This is a genomic window from Pseudomonas sp. LRF_L74, from assembly GCF_965644255.1.
Taxonomy (GTDB): domain Bacteria; phylum Pseudomonadota; class Gammaproteobacteria; order Pseudomonadales; family Pseudomonadaceae; genus Aquipseudomonas.
Genome location: NZ_CBFFRH010000005.1, coordinates 438,320 through 460,972, shown reverse-complemented (window position 1 = coordinate 460,972; position 22,653 = coordinate 438,320). Strand labels below are relative to the sequence as shown.

Sequence of the window (22,653 nt, the reverse complement as noted above, 5' to 3'; positions counted from 1 at the left end):
ACGCATGAACCAACGCTGGGGTGGAAACGCAATTTGCGGGTGCTATGGCTGGCGTGCTTTTTCGCTGGTTTGTCACTGAGCCAGATCACCCCCTTTCTTCCTACTTACGTCAAGGTGCTGGGTGTCGACGGTGAGTCGGACATCCAGATCTGGTCGGGGCTGGTATTCGGCATCACCTTCCTGGTTTCGGCCATCTGCGCGCCCTTGTGGGGGCGTGTGGCGGATCGGCGCGGGCGCAAGCTGATGCTGTTGCGCGCATCGCTCGGCATGGCTGTGGTGGTGTTTCTCCAGGCTTTCGTCCGTGATGTCTGGGAACTGCTGATACTGCGCATCGCCATGGGCATCACCTCAGGGTTCGGGCCTAACGCTGCGGCGTTGATGTCGCGTCAGGCGCCCGTGGACAAGACCGCACGGACGCTTGGTTTGTTGGCCACGGCTTCGACCATGGGAGTGATCCTGGGGCCGTTGAGCGGTGGGCTGATGATCGATCTGCTTGGGCTGCAGGCGGTATTCCTGGTCACGGCAGCGGTGATGCTGGTGAGTTTCGCCATCACCTTCGTCGCCGTGCGCGAGGCGCCCATGCTGCCATCGACTCCCTCGGCGAAGCGGCCTGGGCTGTTCGGGCCGCATCTGCTGATCAAGGGCGTGCCGGCCTTACTGTACGCCAGCCTGGTCGCGCAGTTTCTCAATGGTTCCACCTTGCCGGTGCTGATTCCGCTGGTGCAGAGCTTTACCGGCGAAAACGCCTACAGCGCGTTCCTCGGCGGGCTGATCTACGCTGCGCCAGGGCTGTCGGCATTGCTCTGCGCGCCGTGGATGGGCGCCCTGGCGGATCGCATGGGGCCGGTGCCGGTGCTGGTGTTTTCTATGGGCGGTTGCGCACTGGTCTTCGCTGCTACTGGCTACGCGAGCACCCCCATGCAACTGGGCGGCTTGCGCTTGCTGCTCGGCGTCGCTGAATGCGGGCTGATGCCCTGTATCCAGACCTTGCTGGTACGTCGCGCCCGCCGCGATAACCTGGGCGCGATCCTGGGCTTCAACCAGTCGTTTTCCTATCTCGGCAACGTCATCGGGCCATTACTGAGCGGGGTGGTCTTTTCCTGCTTCGGGCACGTGGCGTTTTTCCTGTGCATTGGATGCCTAGCTATGGGATCGGCTATTTTCTTATGTTGGTCCCTATATGAAGAGCTTTTAAGATAAATCTGAGGATGACCTCATCTCAGCAGCTTATATGTAATCGATGCCCTTTTACCTATCGCAAAGGACCGAAATAGGTGCGGACTCCGATGATGGTGTTGAGATATTTAAACTGATAATAGGCGCGAGGTGGATATATCCCTGGATGTGGTGTAACTGAATTAACTGAAGGCGCCCAACGGGCGAAAGAGGTTGATCATCATGGTTTGTAGTGGTCAATTAATCCCCCACTACACTGATATCACTGGGCAGCGTGAATCACCCTGGGTTTCGTGGAGGCCTCAACTCTTGAGAAGATGAGGCCATGAGAAAGACTACGACCTACTCCCCTGAAGTCCGTGAACGTGCCGTGCGCATGGTTCTGGAGCACCTGAACGACTCCCCTTCCGAGTGGGCTGCTATTGAGGCCATTGCACCGAAGATTGGCTGTGCAGCGCAAACCCTGCATGGCTGGATTCGTCGCCAGCAGAGCGACGCAGGCCAGCGCCCCGGGCCGACCACCGAAGAGCGTGAGCGTATCAAGGCGTTGGAACGGGAGAACCGCGAATTGCGCAAAGCCAATGAGATTCTGCGTCTGGCCAGTGCGTATTTTGCTCAGGCGGAGCCCGACGGGTGGGCCTTCCTGCTCCGCAGCAAGTCCTGAGGGCATTTGTTGACCAGCATCGCGACCGTCTCGGGGTCGAGTCGATCTGTCGTGTGTTGCAGATCGCCCCGTCCGATTACCGCAGGCACGCGGCGCAGCAGCGTAACCCGGAACTGCGCTGCTGCCGTGCTCGACGCGATGAGGCATTGAGCTTGGAGATCCAGCGCGTGTGGGACGCCAACATGCAGTGTTATGGAGCATGAAGGTCTGGAAGCAGCTCCGGCGAGAAGGCATCGAAACTGCCAGATGCACGGTGGAGCGGTTGATGCGTCGAGCTGGATCGTGTGCAGCGCCAGTTCCATGCGAAAATAAAAAACAGAGGAACTGCTATGAATATTGCCCTGAAAGAGTCTGTTATGGCTGGTCTTATTGGTGGAGTTGTCTCTGCAGTCGTGGCCTTCCTGGTTGCATATTACCTTGCTCCGTTCCCGATCAATCCGATTGATAACTCCATTGGCAACGGCATGAGTGGTTTTTTTAGCGGGCTGGCCAGTGGCTTCATTGGTGTTTTTCTTGTGATCAAGAAGCTGGCTTCTTGATTTATAAGCTACGAGGTCAGATTTTCCTCAATGGTTTGAGTGTTCCTTTTCATTAAGGATGGCTTTTAACGCGTCTTCTTGTGTCCCTTGCTTTACTTGTGCGCCTGTACGGTCTTCGTCAGGCGTTTTTGCTCGCCCGACTGAAGAAAATTATTGCCGAATCGATGCTGAAAATCGAACTCACCCGCGAGGCATTGCGCAAAAAGTGGTGAGTGCCCCATCCCGCCGAGAGTTGGTGCGCCACATGACAGCACGTTGCTTGAGTGAGCGCCGGCGCTTCAGGTGATCTGCATGAATGCCAGTGCTCTGCGCTATCGGCCAAGGCCGGATCGCAACCCGGGGCTGCGAGAGCACATAGTGGCCTTGGCTCATCGGCATCGCCGCTATGGTGCAGCGATGATCTATCTGAAGTTGCGACAGGGTAGTGAGAGGGTCAACAATAAGTAGGCTGAACGCCTGTATGCCGAAGCCTGCTTGCAGGTGAAAAGGTGTAAGCGCAAGAAGATCCCTCGCTGGGGCGTTCCCAGGCCGCCAATCAGGTCTGGTCGATGGACGTTGTGTTTGATCGCACGGCCGAGGGGCGTCTCATCGAGAGCCTGACCGTGGTCGATGATGCGACTCATGAAGCTGTCGCCGTCGCACTGGAGCGCGCCATTGGCGGGTACTCTTTGACGCGCATCATTGAGTCCTGGCGACGGGAGTACAACGAAGAGCGAACGAAGGAAAGTGCTTGGTGTATTAACCCCCGCCTATGCCGAGCAACTGGCCTCAAAAACCGTTACATTGACTCCGGACTCTAAAGCCAACTGCTACTGAATATGGGGGCGTCGGTTACTCAGAAAATGGGGTATACGACAGAACAACGTTGCCTTGAAAGTGGGGCAGTCCAGACGGCTAAAGCAATAGAGCGTTTATCTTTTTATCGAGTTGGGAAGTACGGTATTGAGTTATGAAAAGCAGAGAGCGGGTCTTATCGAAGTAGCTGCTCTATCAGGTGTAAGCCTGAGCACCGTTGATCGCGTCCTCAACGAGCGCGGTAGCGTGTCTGATAGCAAGCGTCGGAAGGTATTGGAAGCAGCTCGGCAATTAGGACTCAGGCGCCTTCTTCCATCACCGGTGCACGGACTGCTTCGTTTCGACTTGTTGATGGTGGAGAGTTCGACTGACCATTTTATTCGTCTGGCCCAGGCTTTTACTCACCAGGCCAGCATTCTACGCGAGCGCATAGTGCTGCAACGGCATACTTGGCAAGAGCGTGATCCCCAGCAACTGCTGTCATTCATCAATGAGCCCATGACGCGCCGTCAGGGCTTGATCGTGGTCACCCATGATACGCCGCAGATTCGCCTGGCTTTGCAGCGTCAGATTGAGCAGGGAGTTCCGGTGGTACTGGTTACCAGCAGCCTGTCAGGTCTGCAGGGGGCGACCTACGCCGGTATTGACAACCTGATGGCCGGGCGTACGGCAGGGCGTTTGATGAGCCAATGGTTGCATGCACCGGGGCGGGTGCTGCTGGTCACCAATTCGCTGCTCTATGAGGCGCATCGACAGAGAGTCCAGGGTTTTCAGGAGGTGATGCAGCGACAAGCGCCAAATTTGGAAATCATTGGTCCGGTCGAATGCTTCGATGATGTCGGTTTGAACAGCCTTGCGGTACATGAAGCGCTGCATGGGCAAGTTGAGTTAGTTGGGCTGTATAGCACCGGTAGTGGGTCGGCAGGCTTCCGCAAAGCCTTGCTGGATACTGGCGCTCGGCCTGTATGGATCAGTCATGAGGCGACTGAGCAACACGCCGGTTTTCTGCGTGAGGGTCTTCTGTCTCTTGTGCTTGATCAAGATCCTGAAGGCCAGGCCGAAGCGGCTATTCAGCATTTGCTCTATGCCAACGGTGATGTGGAGGCTCCAGCGAAGGCCGGTCCACAACTGCGCATAGTTATTGAAGAAAACCTACCTGTAGAAAGTTTTGACGTAAACGCGTCAAAACTTTGATGGCGTGGCGCAATGTCGCATCCTAGACTGGCGCCCGCCGTGACTGGTAGGTATTTCAGAATATTTCTATAACACTTCGTTGTTGCTTGTTCGCTCCTTTTCTATATCGCCGATGCGTATTTTCGCCGCGTCGTGGCCAAGTGCGTCCGCAAAACAGCGTCCTGTGATCCTGCTCCACAAGTCGACGGCACGCCCCTGATATTGCAGGGCGGCCGGCGACGGTCGCCAAAGAGGAGAGTATCGATGAGACGAAGAGATGCACTGCGTTCTCTTGGCGCGCTAGTGGCCGCTGCTGGCCTGACCAAGGTCAGCGCCACCGAGCTGAAGGCTGTTCCCCATGAAACCGGACTCAACCCGGAGATGTTGCCCGTGCCGGTTATGGCTGGGGGCCAAGATAAGGTCTTCACCGGTACTACACGCGCTACGCTCAGCGCAATCTACGACCGTCTGATTCCTCATGACGAACTCGGCCCCTCGGCCACTGAAGCTGGCTGTATGGACTTTATTGAGTCGCAGATGGCTGGGCCCTATGGCGACTCCAAGGACGTTTATCTAGAGCAGCCACTGCAGGACGACGAATCCGAATTGATGGCTCTGGCCATCGACCTACGTAATCGCCGTGACTATTACCTCGCCGGATTAGCCTTCGTCGAAGAGCAGGCGAAGCAGCGCCATGGCGCATCCTTCGCCGATCTCGATGGTGAGCAGATGGACCGGCTTCTGAACGACCTGGAAGTTGGGCGTCTGGAGTGGGAGGGCAAGGGCAGTGGCTCGCGTTTCTTCGAAATGCTGTTGCAGAACGTGCGCGAAGGCTATTTCGCCGATCCGCTGTATGGCGGTAACCGCGACATGGTCGGCTGGAAGCTGGTTGGCTTTCCCGGTGCTCGCTACGACTACCGCCCCTACATCCATCGCAATGGCCAGAACCTCGGTCTCGAACCTATCAGCCTGATCCCCGTTAGCTGAGTCCTCCCGGAGAAGCACCATGAATCAACGCAAGAAAGCTGACGTCGTCATCGTCGGCCTGGGATGGGCTGGCTCTCTGATGGCCGAAGAGTTGACCCGCGCCGGCCTGGAAGTGGTTGCTATTGACCGCGGTCCGTGGCTCGACACCTCCACCGATACACCACCGGCCGTCGACCCGGACGAGTTGCGCTGGACCGTACGCCGCGAGTTGCTGTTGCAGCCGAGTGACTACACCCTGACCTTTCGCAACCGCAGTGGCCAGAGCGCCGTGCCGACCCGCGAGCTAAAAGCCTTCCAGATGGGCAAGTCGGTAGGCGGTGCGGGTTTCCATTGGGCGGGTATGGCTTGGCGTTTCACCGAATGGGACTTCAAGGTGCGCTCGGCAACCATTGAGCGCTATGGCAAGGACAAGCTCAAAGGCCTGGATCACGTTCAGGATTGGGGTATCACCTATCAGGAGCTGGAGCCGTTTTACGACCGATTCGAGCGTATCGCAGGTATCTCGGGAGTCGCCGGTAACCTGAACGGTGAGAAGCGCCTGGGCGGCAACCCGTTCGAGGGGCCGCGCAGCCGCGAGTATCCGACTCCGGCGCTGAAAGACCTGCGCATGATGGAAATCTATCGTGAGACCACTGCGAAGATGGGGCTCAACCCGTTCTACATTCCTGTCGCCCATGTCGGTGCTGCCTACGTTAACCCGTTGGGGGTGAGCATGGCGCCGTGTACTTACTGCGGTTACTGCATGTTCCATGGCTGCGGCAACTTCTCAAAGTCCTCGCCCCAGGCCTGCGTGATTCCTGCGCTGATGCGGCGCAAGAATTTCACCCTGATCACACAAGGTTATGTGACCAAGATCCATAAAGCTGACGACGGCAAAACGGCTACCGGTGTGAGCTTCTTCGACGAGAAGGGGCAGCAGGTTTTCCAGCCGGCGGATATCGTCGCTTTGGCCTCGTTCACTTATGACAATGCGCGGCTGATGATGATCAGTGAGATCGGTCAGCAATACGACCCGGTTACCCAGACCGGTACCCTGGGACGAGCCTACAACTACCAGACCTGTTCCGGTGCTCATGTGTGGTTCGAAGACGAGACCCTCAATCCCTTCATCGGTGCGGGGGGCTTGGGCATTCAGGTTGATGACTACAACGGCGACAACTTCGACCACTCGAAACTGGACTTCATCGGCGGAGCAGGTTTGCTGACTGTGTCCCGCGAAGGCCTGCCAATCGGCCATGCCGGCCTACTTCCTCCAGGCAGTCCGCGCTGGGGCAAGGGTTACAAGAGCGTTTACCAGAAGAACTATCAGAACTACGGAATCATCTTCGGCCAGGGTACCTCGATGCCAAGCCGAGATGCCTACCTGTCGCTGGACCCGAACTACAAGGATCGGTGGGGAACGCCGCTGCTGCGCATGACTTTCGACTGGCACGAAAACGACCGACGCATGGCCAAGTTCATCGAGCAACGTGCAGTGGAAATCGGTAAGCGGATGGGCGCCAAGCACATCCACACGTTCAACTCGGCGGCCAAGGCTTGGAACCCGTACGACGAATACTCCAATCACACCCAAGGCGGCATGGTCATGGGGGAGGATCCACGCACCAGTGCAGTGAACACCTACTTGCAGAGCTGGGATGCGCACAACGTATTCGTCGTCGGGGCCTCGGCGTTTCCGACCAACGCTGGCTACAACCCGACCGGCACTGTCGGTGCGTTGGCCATTCGCACAGCCCGTGCAATCCACGAGAAGTACCAGCACAACCCTGGTTCGTTGGTGTGAGGTAAGTCCGATGACCAAGAAGAAGATATTCCTGCTGACCGTTGCTGCCAGCGCTGCGGTGGTGCTTGGCCTGGTAATCCATGCTAATTCCACGCAGCGCTCCGATGTTGCTAACGACCAAGTACGTCTGGCCGATTTCAAATCCACGGACAGCGTCCTCATTGCGCGTGGCGAATACGTCATGCGCGCGGCGGATTGCGCGGCCTGCCATACAGCCAAAAGCGGCGACTTTGCAGGTGGCTATGGCATTGCCACGCCGTTTGGCGTGATTGTTTCCTCCAACATCACACCGGACCGCGAGACAGGTATCGGCCAGTACACACAGCGTGATTTCTTCAACGCCGTGCGCCACGGTCAGGGACGCAAGGGCTTTCTCTACCCGGCTATGCCCTATACCGATTACACGCGCATGGATGATGATGATTTGAAGGCGTTGTGGGCTTTCTTCAGTACCCTTGTGCCGAAGACGCATGAGGTTGATGAGTTGGCTGGCTTGCACTTTCCCTTCAATCAACGCCTAGCCATGGCGGGCTGGAACTGGTTGTTCTTCGATAACCGAGCCTTTGTTGCCGAGCAAAGCCAAGATGCGGTGTGGAACCGTGGCCGTTATCTGGTCGAGGGCGCCGGCCACTGTGGTGCTTGCCATACCCCGCGCAATCTCCTTGGCGGTCCGGTGGCGGGCCAGGAGCTGCAAGGCGGTTTGGTCGGCACTTGGTTCGCGCCGAACATCACCAACGATGCCCATCACGGTCTTGGCGATAGCAGCGTCGAGCATATCGTCGACTACCTCAAAACCGGCTCCGACGGCGTAGCGGTGGCCAGTGGCCCGATGGCTGAGGCGATTGAGAATTCAACCCAGCACCTGACGGATGCAGATTTAACGGCCATGGCGGTTTACCTGAAGTCGCTAACTGGTAAGCCACAGCAGGCGCCGACCGTGTTGGCGGCAGATGACACACGTATGCGTCGTGGTGCTGAGAGCTATGAAGTGCATTGCTCTGCTTGCCACGGTACTCAGGGTGAAGGCGTCAGCCACATGATCACCGGCTTCGCCGGCAACAAGGCGCTCCTGGCGGACAACACCGACACTCTAACCAGTGTGGTCCTCGGTGGCTCTCGAGCCGTATACACCCATACCTATGTCACTGGGGCCGGTATGCCTGCGTTTGACTGGAAGCTCGATGATGCGCAGATCGCCGACATTCTCACTTTCATACGAAACAGTTGGGGCAATGCCGGTCGCGCGGTAACGGTCGAGGAAGTATCCAGTATGCGTAAGCAACTGGAACTGCCCCCACAGATGCGTGCCAGCGTCAAGTAAGCCCAGCTTGCGGCTGCCGGATTTCCAGCAGCCGTTTTTCTTCATGTAGAGATCAACGCATGTTTATGTCTTCTATACGTCATCTTCCGTTCACGCCGTGCCTGTTGCTGACGGCTATGCTCGGCAGTACCCAGGCCAGTGCCGCCAATGCTTTCGCCAGCGACTCTCATTGGATGCTCGGTGATTGGAACGGTATGCGCAGCGAATTGGCTGAAGAGGGCATCGATTTTAACTTCGACTATGTGGGAGAAATCGGCAGCAACTTGGGGGGAGGTTACAACAGTGACCGTACTGCACGTTACAGTGATCAATACACAATTGGCGCTCATTTTGATCTGCAGAGATTGTTCGGCTGGCATGAGGCTGAGTTCCAATTCGCGATCAACAACCGCAATGGCGACAACATCTCTGGTGACCGTGTTGGCGATCCTCGCGTTGGCACCCTCAGTTCTTCTCAGGAGGTCTGGGGCCGCGGATCACACTGGCGAATGACCCAGCTGTGGTACCGACAAAAATTCTTCGATCAGCAGTTGGACGTCAAGGCTGGGCGCTTTGGAATTGGAGAGGACTTCAATAGCTTCGCCTGCGATTTTCAAAACCTCACCTTCTGCGGCTCTCAGGCCGGCAACTGGGGAGGAATCTGGTACAACTGGCCTGTCACCCAATGGGGAATACGGATCAAATATCAACTGGTGCCGGAACTCTACGCGCAGATGGGGGCCTTCGAACAGAATCCGTCCAACACCGAGAACGACAATGGCTTCAAGCTCAGCGGCAGTGGTACCCGCGGAGCAGTGATTCCGGTGGAAGTGGTGTGGACACCGCACTTACATGAACTGCCTGGTGAGTACCGCGCCGGTTATTACTACAGCAGCGCGAGTGCCAGCGACGTATACAAGGATGCCACTGGCCAGTCGGCTGCGTTCAATGGTGCAGCCTATCGTTCCGCATCGAGCAAGCATGGTGTATGGATCGGCGCGTTACAGCAGGTCACGCAGCAGGGTGGGGATGCCTCGCGCGGCCTCTCGTTGTTTCTGATGGCCACTGCTCATGACAAGAAGACCAGTAAGGTCGATCACTATGTTTCTGCTGGTGCGGTCTACAAGGGCTTGTTCTATGAGCGTCCTCACGATGACATCGGTATCGCCTTTTCCCTGGTGCACATCAATCCGGCTTATCGCAAGAACAGCGAAGCCATCAACCAGGCCAATACGGTGTACGACTACGATGATCCGACTTACTTACCGGTTCAGGATACCGAGTACAACGCCGAGTTGAACTATGGCGTGCATGTGACCAACTGGCTGACCGTACGGCCGAACCTGCAGTATGTAAGACATCCTGGTGGCGTGAATCAGGTGGACGATGCGTGGGTGGGCGGTCTGAAGATACTCTCTTCGTTTTGAGTCGCTTAGGATGATCTTGCTTAGTTCGATGATCCTGATGGTATCTCTAGGTGTGAAGGTCGACTCGGCCCAATTAATGAGTTGACCTGGGCTGCCATCGCAAATGCTACGCCGAACTCACTGAAATGGTTTTCTTGCAATAAGTGTGAACTCTTTGGCTTTCTAATTGGCGCTACCATCTCTGGTTATTTTACCGATACACCCATCTGATCGAGGGTCATGCGCGTCAGTGCCTGGATACCAGTGACAAGTGCTGCGTCGTCGACCTGGAAGCCTGGCGAGTGGGTCGGCCACACATCCTTGCCGGCCAGCGCTGGCGGCGCCACACCCATACGCATGAACACTGCAGGGACCTGGCGGGCGTATTCGGCGAAGTCATCGGCGCCGTAGGTGCCGTTGTCCAGCGTTGGGGGGGCGCCGCTGGCACGTTCGAGGATTGGCAGGATGCGGTCGACCAGGGCGCTGTCGTTGTAGCCGGCGCGATAGTTGCCCGGCAGGTACTCGACATGCGCAGTGGCGCCCGATGCTTCAGCGATCTTTTCGGCGGTGCGACGCATGCGTGCCAATACGTCTTCACGTTGTTCGTCACTGACCGTACGTATCGAGCCTTCCAGGCGCACCGCGGCAGGAATCACGTTGTGCCGGTCGCCGCCCTCGATGCGCCCGACCGAAATCACCGGCGCCGGCAGTACGCTGAGGTTGGACTGGCGGCTGGGGATGGTCTGCCAGGCGAGGATCACCTGGGCTGCGACCGGCACCGGGTCGATGCCGGTCCAGGGGAACGCCGCGTGGGTCTGGCGTCCCCTGATGCGGGCGACGAAGGTGTCGGCCGCAGCGGTGGTGCGATTGCGGCTGAGGGTAAAGGCTCCCGCCTTGCCGGCGGTGACATGGAGGCCGAAGATCACCGCGGGCTTCGGGTTCTCCAGCGCGCCTTCCTCGATCATCAACGCGGCGCCGCCGCGCTCGCCCAGCGGTGGACCTTCTTCGGCCGGCTGGAAGATCAGTTTCAGGGTGCCGGGCAACTCGTCACGGTGCGCCGCCAGCACCTCGGCCACGCCGAGGGCCATAGCCATGTGCGCGTCGTGGCCGCAGGCATGCATCACGCCGACCTGCTTGCCCTGCTGGCGGAAGTCGTTGCCGACGTGGTCGGCGCGCACCGTCGAGGCATAGGTCAGGCCGGTGGCCTCGGTCAGCGGCAGGGCATCCAGCTCGGCGCGGATCGCCACCACCGGGCCGGGCTTGCCGCCCTTGAGGAGGCCGATCACGCCGGTATGGGCGATGCCGGTTCTGACCTCCAGGCCCAGTTCGCGCAGGCGCTTGGCGATGCGTTCGCTGGTGTGGAATTCGCGATTGCTCAGTTCCGGATGCCGATGGATTTCGTGGCGCAGGGCGATGGCGTTCGGCAGCGCCCTGGCGATCAATGGCTCGAGGTCGCGCCAGCTGTTCGCATCGGCGGCCTGGGTCAGGCTGGCCCAGGTGCCGAGACTGATGGCGAGGGCGAGATTCTTCAATGGCTTCGGCATGCTGACCTCAGTAGGTGAAGGCAATGGGCGGCGGATTGCCGTTGACCCGGTAGTCACCGATGGCCTTGAACTTGTAGGCCAGCGCGTCGTGGGTGGTGTGGGTGCGCGCGTTGCGCCAGTGGCGATCGAAGTTGTGCCGGCTCTGGGTGGTGGCGGCGCCGCCGACGTCGTACAAGCGCTCGCAGACGAACAGCGAGGCGCGGGTCGACGCGATCTTGGCTTCGGCTACCGCGATCGACGACTCGACCAGCAGCGCCTCCAGTGCATCGTCCGCCAACTGGCCGGCGAGTTGCGCACGAGCCGCGCGCTCGACCACGTCGGCGGCCTTTTCCACCAGTGCCTCGGCGCCGTGGATACGCGCCGACAGCTCGCCGATGGTGTGCAGGATGTAGGGATCGTCGCGGGCGCGGTCGACGCCGCTTTCGCGCACCGGCCGCGAGCCTTCGCGGGCCCAGACGATAGCGTCGTCGAGGGCGGCCAGGCCGATGCCGATATCGATGGCGCAGTGGATCAGTTGGGCGCTGGCGCCGATGTAGTTGCGCCGGCGATACCACTGCGCGAGCGGGATCACCTGCTCGGCATCGACGCGTACGTTCTCCAGGCGCGTGGTGCCGCTGGCGGTGGTGCGCTGGCCCATGCCGTCCCAGTCGTCGAGCAGGGTGATGCCGGGTGTCTCGCGGGGTAGCATGGCGTAGACCGCCTCGCCGTTTTCATCGACTGCCTGGATTTTCAGCAGATCGGCGAACAGGCAGCCGGTGCTGTAGAACTTCTCGCCGTCCAGGCGCAGGCCCTGGTTGTCACGTACCAGGCGGGTGTGGATCTCGCCACGGAATTTACCGCCGCGCTCGGCGATGGCACCGGACGACAGGTGGCCCTCGACGAAGCTGCTGAGGTAACGCGCCTGTTGTTTGCTGTTGGCGATCAGGCGCAGGTGCTCGACCGTGGCGAAGTGCGGGAACACAGCCTGGGCCACGCACGGGTCGGCCTTGCCGAGGATGATGAACAACTGTGCCACCTCGCGCTGGCTGACGTCGCCGCCGCCGAGTTCCAAGGGCACGCGTGCCGCGCCGAGGCGTGCCTGGCGAATCCAGTCGATCTGCTCGTAGGGCAATGCGCGCTTGGCGTCGCGCTCGGCGGCGCCGGCCTGGATGCGTGGCGCCAGTTCGCGGGCGCGGGTGAGAAAGTCGCTCATGGTTGGTTCCGTAGAGAGTCTTGAGAGTCATGCAGCACTCGCTGGGGAACGCCGCTCAGGAGGGTCAGGGTGCCGAGCGCGACCAGCGCCGCGACGATGTACAGTGCCGGGCCGATGCTGCCGGTGGAGGTCTTGATCGCGCCGATCATGATCGGTGTCAGCAGGCTGCTGATCTGCCCGCAGCAGTTGACCAGGGCCAGGCCGGCGGCCTTGGCCGCGTCGGACAGGTAATAGGTGGGAATGGTCCAGAAGATCGCCGTGGCCACCAGGTAGCCGCTGGTCATCACGGTCAGGGTGAGGATCGCCGTCACCGGGCTGGATTGCAGCGACGGCAGGGCGAGCATGGCCAGGGCTGCGCTCAGGCCACCGAGGGCGAAGTGCCAGCGGCGTTCCTTGCGCAGGTCCGAGTGACGGCAGGCGAGGAACATCGCGCCCACGCCGATGATGTACGGCAGCGCGGACAGCAGGCCGAGGTGGCCGAGGCTGCTGACCCCGGAGTCGCGGATGATCGACGGCGCCCAGATGTTCACCACGTTGCCGGTGCACATGATGGTCAGGCAGTAGGCGAGTATGATGCACCACACCTTGAGGTCGCGCAGCGCGCCGAGGAAATTCAGGTGGCCGCTGGGCTGGTGTGTGCCGCGTTCGGCGGCCAGCGCCGCTTCGACCTGGCGTTTCTCGTCATCGCTGAGCCAGCGCGCGGTGGCGGGTTTGTCGTCTAGCCAGTACCAGGCGAACAAGCCAGCCAGCACGGGTGGAATACCGGTCAGCACGAACAGCCACTGCCAGCCGCTGTAGCCGCCACTGCCATTGAAATGGCCCATGATCCAGGTCGACAACGGCCCGCCGACGATGCCGCACACAGCGATGGCCATGATGAAGCGCGAGGTGATGCGCGCGCGGTGGCTGGCCGGGAACCAGTAGGTCAGGTAGAGGATCACGCCGGGGAAGAAACCGGCCTCGGCGGCGCCGAGCAGCACGCGCAGGATGTAGAACTGGGTCGGTGTCTGGGCGAAGGCGGTGGCGATGGTGACCAGGCCCCAGAGGATCATGATGCGGGTCATGGTCTTCTTCGCGCCGATCTTTTCCAGCAGCAGATTGCTGGGAATCTCGAACAGCAGGTAGCCGATGGAGAACACGCCGACGATGATGCCGAAGGTGGCGTCGCTGATGTTCAGGTCGGTCTTGAACTGCAGGTGGGCGAAGCTGATGTTGACCCGGTCCAGCCAGTTGAGCACGAAGCACAAGGCCAGGAACGGCATGATGCGCCAGGCCAGCTTACGGTACAGGCATGGGGCGAGCGCTGGCGTCGAGGCATTGGTCTCGGCGGTGGTCACGGTGGTGGTTGCGGTCATGCTCGACGCTCCACAGAAAACGGGAAGGCCGCCGCAAGCGCGGCGGCGGTGTTTCGCTGATCGATCACCAACTCACGTCGACCTTGGCGAAGTAGTACGCGCCCTCGGTGCCGTAGGGCGAGTACCAGCTGTAGGCCGGGTCGTCGACGGGCGAGAAGTAGTAGCGCTTGGCTTCGGCGTTGAGCTGCTGCGGGCGACGATTGAAGATGTTTTCGCCGCCCAGGGTGACTTTCATGCTGTCGCTCATCCAGTAGCCCAGGCTGAGATCGGTGATGATCGCGGCGCGCACTTCCTCGTCGCGGGTCGCGGAAATCTGGTTGAGGCCTTTCACGCGGCTGTAGCGGGTGTTCTTCAGGGTCACGTCGAAGTCACCCAGTTGCCAGGCGGTGGTCAGCGAGGTGACGTTCTTCGGATAGGCTACGGTCAGGTTACCGATGCGGTCGCGGCCAACGGCACTGACGCCGGTGCCGGCCAGTGCGGCGGGCTCCTTGACCTTTTCCACGGTATGCAGGCTCTGGTTGCTCAGCAGGGTCCAGCGCGTTTTGCCGTAGGCGCCCAGGTCGTAGCGGTAGTCGGCCACCAGGTCGATGCCGCGGGCGCGGGTGTCGGCGAGGTTGCCGAAGTAGGAGATGATCTGCTCAGGGTCCAGGCCAGCGTTCTGCAGGATGGTGGAAACCGCTGCGCCTTGCAGGTTGCTGGTCTGCAGGATGCGGTCCTTGATGTCGATCTGGTACAGGTCGAGCGTCACGTCCAGGTTTTCAGTTGGGGTGGCGACGAAGCCGACGCTGTAGTTGAGCGACTTCTCGGCTTTCAGTTTCTTCGAGCCCAGGGCCTTGCCGGCGGCGTCATCCACGGTCACGTAGCGGGTCACCGCCTGTTCCAGCACGCCGGTCAACGGGCTGGTGCGCCAGGCGGTCAGCGACGAGGAGTAGTACTGCTGTTGCAGCGACGGCGCGCGGAAACCGTTGCTCAGCGTACCGCGCACGGCGAAGGCCGGGGTGAAGGCGTAGCGGGTCGAGAGCTTGCCGCTGGCGGTGTCGCCGAAGTCGCTGTAGTGCTCGAAACGCCCGGCCAGGCTGACCTCCCACTGGTCGGTCAGACTCTGGCTGAAGTCCACGTAGCCAGCGGTGTTGGTGCGCGAGTAGTTGTGCGCGTCTTCGGGGGTGAAGCCGACCAGGCCGGGGGCGCCGGGGTTGGGGCTCTTGCCGGCCAGGGGGCCGCTCGGGAACACATAGCCGCCGTCGCCGTAGGAGGCCCATTCGCCGGCCTTGATCTCGAAGCCGTCGCGGCGGAATTCCAGACCGGTGGACACGCTCAGCGGTTTGGCGAACAGGCCGGTATCGAAGGTACGGGTCAGGTCGAGGTTGTTGGTCCATTGGCTGGCGATCAGGTGGCCGCCGTCCATGTTGCGCGGGCTGTCCGGGCCGAGCGACGGGTTCAGCGATTTCTCGTTGCGGATATTGGCGTCGTTCTGTCCGTAGCTGGTGCTCAGGTCCAGCTTCCAGCCGAGCACATCTTCGTTGCGTACGCCGACCACGGTCTGGAAGTCATCCTCTTCGACGACGAAGCGCGGAATGAAACCGTCCGGGTAGACCTCGACGATGTTCTGCTGCGAGTTGGCGGTGCGGTAGGTGCCCCAACTGGTGGAGTTGCGGTGGCTGAGGGTGGAGAAGGAGTAGAGGCTGAAGGCGTCGTTTAGCGGTAGCTCCAGGTTGTAGCCGAAGTTGTAGGTCTGCGAGCGCGGCTGGCCCATGATCTGGCGGTAGCGGCTCTCGCCGTTTTCGCGAGGGTCGGCTTGGCCGTTGATCTGGTTATAGATAGAGGTCGTGGCTGGTACGGCACCGGCGACGTTGGAGCTCTCCTGGATGCCGATGTCGGCGCTGAGGCTGAGGAACCCCTCGTTGGGCAGCTCGAAACCCTGGTTGATCTGGCCCTGGCCGCGGGCGCCGAAGTTGCCTTTGTGGCCAACGCGGTCCTTATACTGGCCGTACAGGGCGCTGGCACTGCCGCCGGATGCGTTGCTCTTGAGGATGATGTTGATCACCCCGGCGATGGCATCGGAACCGTATTGGGCCGCGGCGCCGTCGCGCAGCACTTCGATGTGGTCGACCGCGGCGACCGGGATCAGGTCGAGGTCGGTCGGCGACTGGCCGCTGGCGGTGGCCGCAGTCTGGGTGAAGATCAGCGAGGTGGTGTGCCGGCGCTTGCCGTTGACCAGCACCAGTACGTGGTTGCCGCCCAGGCCGCGCAGGGTGGCGGACTTCACCGACAGGCCGGTGCCGCCGGTGAAGCCGGCGGCGTTGGTGTAGGACGGCACGGACGCGGCGAGAGCGTCGCGCAGGTTCTGCTTGCCGGAGCGTTGCAGGTCCTCGGCGCTGATCACATCGATCGGCGCCAGGCTTTCCTTCACGGTACGGCCCGCGTCACGGGCGCCGGTGACGACCACGGTTTGCAGGGCGGCATCGGGCGATGTGTCATCGGCAGCGAGCAGCGTGGTGCTGGCGGACAGGCCGAACAGGCCCGCACCCAACACGCCAACGGCGGGGCGGAAATTTCTTTTCAGACGAGACATGGTGAGGCTCCTGGGCGGTGCCGCTGACCATTTCCTGTTGGTGGGTGTTCCTGGCAGTACTGGGGTTGCGAGACGCGGTATTGGCAGTGGTGTTTTCGTTATGGATTCGGTTGCATGACATCCACGCGCGCCTGGTCGACCAGGGCGAAGTGACGGCGCAGGCGTTGGTTGCGATCAGCCAGCATCAGGGCCTTGCTCCATTGCACGGCCTTTTCCGATTTCTTCTCGGCCAGCCGGCTGGCCAGTTCTAGGGCCTCGGCCAGCGAGTCGTCGACCACGCGGTTGACCAGGCCGATGCGCAGAGCTTCGGCGGCATCGAACACGCGGGCGCTGAGCATGATGTCCAGCGCTGCCGCTTCGCCGATCAGGCTGGGCAGGGTAATGGCGCTGAAACCGGACAGCTGGCCGTGGACGACCTCTGGAAAGCTGAAGCGCGTGTCGTGGCGGGCGATGCGGAAATCGCAGTGGATCGCCAGGCTGATGCCCAGGCCCAGGGTGTGGCCGTGCAAGGCGGCGACCACTGGCTTGTTGAACGGCCGGCTGACGCCGGGCAGGGCGCGGGCCAGCAGCTCGGTGCTGACGGTACGGCCGGTCTCGGCGATTTCCTTGAGGTCGGAGCCGGCGCAGAACGCCCGCTCGCCAGCGCCGCGCACGATCACTGCACGAACCTCGCGATCCGCTTCGGCCTTGTCCCAGGCGGCGGCCAATTGCCGTTTGCCTTCGCTGTCGAGCGCATTGAGGCGTTCGGGGCGGTTCAGGGTGAGCAGCAGAACGCCGTCTGCCACCTTCTCGTATTCGACTGTCATGGTGCTTCGCTGGCCGGAAAGGAAAATTGCATTGCCACTTGAGCTCTGCGTGAAAGTGAGGAAAACTTAATCAATGTTCATAATTCGCACAACATGTTTTCTATATGAACAAATTATCAATGGCTTCGAAACGGTTATAAAAGATGAAAGCGATAGTGCTAAAGAACTTCGGTGGTCCGGAGCAACTGCAGGTCGAAGAGCGCCCAGACCCCCGTCCCAAGGCCGGTGAGGTGCTGGTGAAGATCCATGCGGCGGGCATCTGCCATCACGACCTAATGCACCGCGCCGGCCGTCTTCCAGGCGCGCCGGTGGGCGTGGTGCTCGGTCACGAAGTGGCGGGCGAAGTCGTCGAATTGGGCGAAGGCCATAGCCACCTCCGGCCGGGTGATCGCGTGGTGGTCTATCAGCGGCGCTTTTGCGGCACCTGCCGCGACTGCGTGCGTGGCCGTCAGGACTTGTGCCGTGCGCTCGGTTTGCCGTCCATCGACACCGAAGGTGCTTACGCCGAATACCTCTGTGTGCCTGCCGCCTCGGCCGTGGTGATTCCCGAGGGGCTCGACTACAGCCTGGCGGCGTTGGCCTGCTGCCCCATCGCCACCAGCGTGCGTGCGCTGAGCCTGACCGCTCTGCAAGCCGGCGAGAGGGTACTGATCAATGGCGCCAGCGGCGGCCTGGGCGCTCATCAGATTCAGATCGCCCGCGCGCTCGGTGCGCATGTCATCGCCATCACCGGCAGCGCCGACAAGGCCGATTTTCTGCGCGAACTTGGCGCTCATGCGGTGATCGTCTCGGGCGAGCAAGGCTACAGCGGCGAGGTGTGGAAATACACCGGCAAGCAGGGTGTCGACGTGGCCATGGAAAACCTCGGCCACACCCTGCCCGACACCTTGCGCGCCATGAGCATGGGCGGCCGGGTGGTGGTGCTGGGCAACGTCGAGAGCCGTGACGTGAGCATCGCTCCGGGGTTGCTGATTGGCCGGCGCATTTTCGTGCAGGGCTCGGGCAGCGCGACCCTCGAAGACCTGCGCCGCGCGTTGGCGATGATTGCCGCTGGGCAGGTGCGGCCGCTGATCGACCGTGTGCTGCCGTTCACCGAGGTGTCCCGGGCCCATGCCTTGCTGGAAGCCCGCCAGGTCAATGGCCGCATCGTCATGAGCGGGTGGTGACTGTGGATATCAGCACCCTGTTCACCCAGGCCGCCTACAAGTGGCTGGACGCCGAAGCGCTGCGCGAAACGGCCTCTGGCCGTAGCCTGACCTTCGCCGGGCTGGAACGCGCCCTCGATGACGTCGGCCAGGCGTTCGACACACTGGGTATCGCCCGTGGCGAACGCGTCGGCCTGCTCGCCGATGCCGGCATCGACTACCTGTTGGCGGACTACGGTAGCATGGCCAACGGCCGGGTGCGCGTGCCGCTGGACGGCTCGCTGGCCCAGGCCGAGCTGCTGGCGCAACTGCGCGATGCCGAGGCCGCGCTGCTGCTGTTTTCTCCCGAGCACGAGACGACCGCCCAGGCGCTGCGCGAGGCGGGTGTGCGTTGCGAGCCGTTGGCGCGTATCGGCGAGTTTTCCGCACCGCCTGGACAACGCCGCCCGCTGCCGGCAGCGGATGACCTGGCGTCGCTGAGCTACACCGGCGGCACCACGGGCAAACCCAAGGCGGTGATGCACAGCCATCGCACGCTGACGGCGGTACTGCAGAACATCGTGCTGGCACGCGGCGCGCTGCCGGGTGACGTGTTGGTCAACGTACGCCCGCTCTGGCCGATCGCGGCGGTGGCGGTGTTCGGCCATCTGCTCAGCGGCGGCAGTGTGGTGCTGGCAGGACGCTTCGAGGCGAAGGTCTTCATCGAACTGCTGCAGCGCCAGCGAGCGGCGTTCACTTCGCTGGTTCCGACGCAACTGTTGCGGTTGCTGCGCGAGAACCCAGAGTCTCCCGCGCAACTGCCCACCTTGAAATGCCTGGATGTGGGCGCGGCAGCGATGTCGCCTGAGGTACTGGACGGCGCCTGCCAGCTGTTCGGCGAGCGCCTTGGCGTGCTGTACGGCATGACCGAGGCGCCGTGGAGCTGCTATCTGCCGCCCGTGCAGATGAGCCAGGTTCGGCAACGGGGCGAGAGCGCCGAAGGCCTGGTCGGCCGCCCGGTGTTCTCTGCCAATATGCGCATCGACCAGCCCGACGCCCAGGGCATTGGTGAGATTCTTCTGGGCGGGCCACAACTGATGCTCGGCTACTGGTGCCAGGAGGAACTCAGCGCCAGTGTGCTAAGCGATGGCTGGCTGCGCAGCGGCGACCTCGGGGTTATGGCGGACGATGGTCTGTTCCGTGTGCTCGGGCGCACCAAGGACATCATTCGCAGTGGCGGCAAGTCCGTGCAGCCGGGTGAAGTCGAGCAGTGCCTGCTGGGCCATGCGCAGGTCGCCGATGCATACGTTTTCGGTATGCCTGACGAGGAGTGGGGCGAGCGGGTTTGCGCTGCGGTGGTGCCGATCGGCGAGCTGGCTACGGAGCACCTGCTGGAGCACTGCCGAGCGCAGCTGTCGCGCTTCAAGGTACCGAAGCAGATTCATCTCATCGACGAACTGCCGCGCTCGCACTACGGCAAGGTGCAGCGCAAGCGCTTGCTCGAGTTGCTAGTCCCAAGCGATAAGCTCCAAGCTTCAGGTTAGACGTGTGAGCGTGCTCTGGCCTCGCTATCGAGGTTTGCAGTGTCTGTCAGGACATCAATTGCGCAGAAACACCCTCGCACGCACGGCGCACGTGGCTGGCTAGAGCGGAGTCGGGTCTCATCTCATCGGCAATCTCCAGGCCGGCAACTACCAGAGCGCCGACAGCCTGGCCGGCACTGCCCATGATGGGGTATGCAATCGAGGTGAGGCCGGTCTTGAACACGCTGTCACCGAAGGAGAAACCATCCTGCTCGCGAATGCGTTTGACGACTGGCAGCGCTTCTTCATAACGCGCTTCGCCAAGCAGTTCTCGGCTGGCTGCATCGCTGTAGGTGGCGAGAATGGCGCGGCCACTGGGCACGCGGTCGATGGGAAACTGGTCAGCTAGGTCGACAATAACGTTGAGCGGCGTCGACGGCGTCCACATGCGCTCGATCAGTACCACTTCGTCACCCACCGGCATGGAAATCGAGACGATGGCCGGGCGCTGGTCGATCACTCGCTGCAGCTCGATGGCATAGGGCAGGGCGATACGGCGCAGGTTGAGGCGATTCAGGTACGCTGTGGAGTAGATCAGACTTTCCGGGCCTACACGGTAGTTGCCGGCTTGCGGTTCGATCAGCTTCCAGTGCGCCAGTGTCTTGAGAAGGCGGTGGATTGTGGTTCGGTCGATGCCGGTAAGGCGTGCCAGTTCCAGAGCGCTGCCACCCTGTTTGAGGCGAGACAAGGTTCTGAGCAGCAGCACTGCCCTGTCGATAACTTGCACGCGCCCTTCATTTTTTTCTTTGCTTGTCATTTCGAGAGGGGCGGGAGACGTATCCATTGGCTTCCTGATGGTACTGTTTTAGACGTCCTAGGTTAACGGTGAATGGCCTTGCACCGAAAGAGGAACACCGTTTGCTCGTCATCGTAGAGCCTGGCGATAGTTCCATGGGAGTGTCGGGTAGTGTTCCTGATCTACGAAGGTTATTAAAAAAGCGATAAAACATTCTCTTTTTATTGCCAAAATTGAGCTTAATAGAGCTTCTAGGCTTTTCCGTCTGACCTTTGCCTCTTGGTAGCATCCGCGCTCGCCGTCTAGACCGGGATCTACGGTCCGTGCTCTTCAACCGGATGTATTCGTGGCCAAGAAAGTTTTTGAAGAAATGCTCGCTGCATACAAGGATTTGCGACGCGAATTGGGCAACGGCAATGACTCCGCCGATGTTGCCCAGTCGAGCTTCGAGAGGGCGATGCGCTACGCTGAGACCAACACCGTGGGTTCGGCGCGTGGTCTGCTGTTTCGCATGGCGCGCAACATTCGCATTGATGCGCTGCGTCGTGAGCGTGTCCTGCGTTTCGATTCGCTGGACGATGACAGTGGCTCTGGGCTGGAAGGCATGCCTGTATCGTTACAGTCTGAACTCTCGCCTGAGCGGGTGCTCGTAGGGCAGCAGGCGCTGGAGCAGGTGAGCGCGGCCATCGAGGCGCTGCCACCGAGGTGCCGCGAGGCCTTCAATCTGAGCCGTGTCCACGGCATGAGTCATGAGCAAGTGGCCCAGGCCATGGGAATCTCGCTCAGCCAGGTGGAAAAATATATGGTCCGCAGCCTGCGTGCCTGCCGGGATGCGCTCGATGATTGATGGGTTCGGGTATCCTAGGCCTGTTTTCTCCAAGGAATGCGAAATGCTGAGCGATGATGATCGCGATTATGCCGATCTGCTTTTCGTGCGCACCCGCTCGGGCGATCCGGTACGCCAGCAGCAGGCCTGGCAGGCGCTGGAATCATGGGCGAGCGATGGCGAGCGACGTAGCTACCTGCGGCGACTGGCGAGGGCCGATGCGGTGATCGACCAGGCCGCCGTGGTCGCAGGCTCACCTGCGTCCTCGAGTGCCCGACCGGCTCGACAGCGTCGACGTATCGGTGCTGTCGGTGCGTTGGCCGCTTGCATCGTTTTTCTGGCCAGTGGCCTCTGGTGGCTCAACCCAGTGCTCGACAGCGAGCGATACGATGTCGGTGTTGGCGAGCAACGAGAGGTGCATCTGTCCGACGGCTCGCGTGTCGTACTCAATACCGCGACCGCACTGCAATACGCCTCGCGCTTGCGCAGCCGGGAAGTGCATCTGCTGCGCGGTGAAGCGCTGTTTGAAGTGGTGCATGGCACGTTGAGGCCTTTTACCGTTCAGTCCGCTGACACTCGGGTTCGGGTGGTGGGCACGGTCTTCAGTGTTCGCCGTCTGAGTGATGGCAGCCAGATCAAGGTCGCCAATGGCCGTGTGGAGGTCCGGGTCGATGCCGAGCACGAGCCACGAGTGCTTGGGGCGGGTGAACAGTTGCAGACAGCGCGCGGGCGTTTCGATGGCGACGTCAGGCAAGTCGATGCGGCGAGCGTCGGCAATTGGAGCGATGGGCGTCTGGTATTCGATTCCACGCCGCTAGTGGAGGCCCTGGCGGAGCTACAACGCTATCGCAAGGCGCCGATCATTCTGAGGGAAGAGGATATCGGCGAATTGAAACTGACAGGCTCGTTCTCCAGCCGCGAGCCGGAGCGCATTCTTCAGTTGCTGCCAGTGGTATTCAAACTCAAGGTGAGCTTCGCACCTGACGGCACCGCGCAGATCAGTCGACGCTGACGGTGTTTTTCACAAGCTATAAGCATATGAGTATTTGATATCGATTCAGTGGCGTCTGACAGGCGCGGTAGTTGTTCTCT

Annotated in this window: 17 protein-coding genes, 2 pseudogenes and 1 other annotated feature; of the genes and pseudogenes, 13 read left to right on the top strand and 6 right to left on the bottom strand. The window is 61.0% G+C overall.

Annotated elements, in window-relative coordinates; genetic code table 11:
• Positions 1 to 39: 39 nt before the first annotated feature.
• The 9 genes and pseudogenes from ACSZPK_RS15620 (at position 40) to ACSZPK_RS15580 (ending at position 9,844) form a co-directional block, all read left to right on the top strand.
• Positions 40 to 1,200: an MFS transporter gene (locus ACSZPK_RS15620; RefSeq protein WP_437882422.1), complete on the top strand. Its 1,161-nt coding sequence runs from the start codon at positions 40 to 42 to the stop codon at positions 1,198 to 1,200.
• Positions 1,201 to 1,501: 301 nt separating this feature from the next.
• Positions 1,502 to 2,120: pseudogene (locus ACSZPK_RS15615) on the top strand (IS3 family transposase); the annotation flags it as partial.
• Positions 1,780 to 1,911, top strand: a sequence feature (AL1L pseudoknot). (Overlaps the previous pseudogene by 132 nt.)
• 49 nt (positions 2,121 to 2,169) lie before the next feature.
• Positions 2,170 to 2,379 carry a hypothetical protein gene (locus ACSZPK_RS15610; RefSeq protein WP_437882380.1) on the top strand — a complete coding sequence of 70 codons (210 nt, stop codon included), beginning with the start codon at positions 2,170 to 2,172 and terminating at the stop codon, positions 2,377 to 2,379.
• Between the two features lie 137 nt (positions 2,380 to 2,516).
• Positions 2,517 to 3,077, top strand: a pseudogene (locus ACSZPK_RS15605) (IS3 family transposase); the annotation flags it as partial.
• 244 nt (positions 3,078 to 3,321) lie between these two features.
• Positions 3,322 to 4,368, top strand: a complete 1,047-nt coding sequence (locus tag ACSZPK_RS15600) for a LacI family DNA-binding transcriptional regulator (RefSeq protein WP_437882379.1) — start codon at positions 3,322 to 3,324, stop codon at positions 4,366 to 4,368.
• A gap of 243 nt (positions 4,369 to 4,611) precedes the next feature.
• The gene (locus ACSZPK_RS15595) at positions 4,612 to 5,334 is read left to right on the top strand and encodes a gluconate 2-dehydrogenase subunit 3 family protein (RefSeq protein ID WP_437882378.1); all 723 of its coding nucleotides are present in this window, start codon (positions 4,612 to 4,614) and stop codon (positions 5,332 to 5,334) included.
• Between the two features lie 19 nt (positions 5,335 to 5,353).
• Positions 5,354 to 7,117, top strand: coding sequence for a GMC family oxidoreductase (locus tag ACSZPK_RS15590; protein WP_437882377.1), 1,764 nt, complete (start codon positions 5,354 to 5,356; stop codon positions 7,115 to 7,117).
• A 10-nt stretch (positions 7,118 to 7,127) separates the two neighbouring features.
• Positions 7,128 to 8,438 (top strand): c-type cytochrome, encoded by a 1,311-nt coding sequence (locus ACSZPK_RS15585; RefSeq protein ID WP_437882376.1) that lies wholly within the window; start codon positions 7,128 to 7,130, stop codon positions 8,436 to 8,438.
• A gap of 116 nt (positions 8,439 to 8,554) precedes the next feature.
• Entirely contained in the window at positions 8,555 to 9,844 is a 1,290-nt protein-coding gene (locus ACSZPK_RS15580; RefSeq protein WP_437882421.1) for a carbohydrate porin, read from the top strand.
• A 185-nt stretch (positions 9,845 to 10,029) separates the two neighbouring features.
• On the opposite strand, the gene ACSZPK_RS15575 is transcribed toward ACSZPK_RS15580, so the two are convergent.
• The 5 genes from ACSZPK_RS15575 to ACSZPK_RS15555 all read right to left on the bottom strand — a co-directional run bounded on the left by ACSZPK_RS15575 (position 10,030) and on the right by ACSZPK_RS15555 (position 17,292).
• The gene (locus tag ACSZPK_RS15575) at positions 10,030 to 11,367 is read right to left on the bottom strand and encodes an amidohydrolase (protein ID WP_437882375.1); all 1,338 of its coding nucleotides are present in this window, start codon (positions 11,365 to 11,367) and stop codon (positions 10,030 to 10,032) included.
• Positions 11,368 to 11,374: 7 nt separating this feature from the next.
• A complete protein-coding gene (locus tag ACSZPK_RS15570; RefSeq protein ID WP_437882374.1) occupies positions 11,375 to 12,559 on the bottom strand; it encodes an acyl-CoA dehydrogenase family protein in 1,185 nt (394 codons plus the stop codon).
• The gene (locus ACSZPK_RS15565) at positions 12,556 to 13,914 is read right to left on the bottom strand and encodes an MFS transporter (RefSeq protein WP_437882373.1); all 1,359 of its coding nucleotides are present in this window, start codon (positions 13,912 to 13,914) and stop codon (positions 12,556 to 12,558) included. The genes ACSZPK_RS15570 and ACSZPK_RS15565 overlap by 4 nt, the downstream gene beginning before the upstream one ends.
• A gap of 64 nt (positions 13,915 to 13,978) precedes the next feature.
• A complete protein-coding gene (locus ACSZPK_RS15560; protein ID WP_437882372.1) occupies positions 13,979 to 16,486 on the bottom strand; it encodes a TonB-dependent receptor plug domain-containing protein in 2,508 nt (835 codons plus the stop codon).
• A 98-nt stretch (positions 16,487 to 16,584) separates the two neighbouring features.
• A complete protein-coding gene (locus ACSZPK_RS15555) occupies positions 16,585 to 17,292 on the bottom strand; it encodes an enoyl-CoA hydratase/isomerase family protein (RefSeq protein ID WP_437882371.1) in 708 nt (235 codons plus the stop codon).
• 143 nt (positions 17,293 to 17,435) lie between these two features.
• Here ACSZPK_RS15555 and ACSZPK_RS15550 point away from each other — a divergent pair, with 143 nt between their 5' ends.
• Positions 17,436 to 18,458, top strand: a complete 1,023-nt coding sequence (locus ACSZPK_RS15550) for an alcohol dehydrogenase catalytic domain-containing protein (RefSeq protein WP_437882370.1) — start codon at positions 17,436 to 17,438, stop codon at positions 18,456 to 18,458.
• The gene (locus tag ACSZPK_RS15545; protein ID WP_437882369.1) at positions 18,455 to 19,960 is read left to right on the top strand and encodes a class I adenylate-forming enzyme family protein; all 1,506 of its coding nucleotides are present in this window, start codon (positions 18,455 to 18,457) and stop codon (positions 19,958 to 19,960) included. Before ACSZPK_RS15550 ends, ACSZPK_RS15545 begins: the two co-directional genes overlap by 4 nt.
• Before the next feature lie 46 nt (positions 19,961 to 20,006).
• Here the strand turns inward: ACSZPK_RS15545 and ACSZPK_RS15540 are convergent, their stop codons facing one another.
• On the bottom strand, positions 20,007 to 20,726 hold the full coding sequence (locus ACSZPK_RS15540; RefSeq protein WP_437882368.1) for an IclR family transcriptional regulator: 720 nt from the start codon (positions 20,724 to 20,726) through the stop codon (positions 20,007 to 20,009).
• A gap of 355 nt (positions 20,727 to 21,081) precedes the next feature.
• Between ACSZPK_RS15540 and ACSZPK_RS15535 the strand changes: the two genes are divergently transcribed.
• Both ACSZPK_RS15535 and ACSZPK_RS15530 read left to right on the top strand, forming a co-directional pair.
• Positions 21,082 to 21,582 carry an RNA polymerase sigma factor gene (locus ACSZPK_RS15535; protein ID WP_437882367.1) on the top strand — a complete coding sequence of 167 codons (501 nt, stop codon included), beginning with the start codon at positions 21,082 to 21,084 and terminating at the stop codon, positions 21,580 to 21,582.
• Positions 21,583 to 21,625: 43 nt separating this feature from the next.
• Positions 21,626 to 22,573 (top strand): FecR family protein, encoded by a 948-nt coding sequence (locus tag ACSZPK_RS15530; RefSeq protein WP_437882366.1) that lies wholly within the window; start codon positions 21,626 to 21,628, stop codon positions 22,571 to 22,573.
• Positions 22,574 to 22,653: the final 80 nt, after the last annotated feature.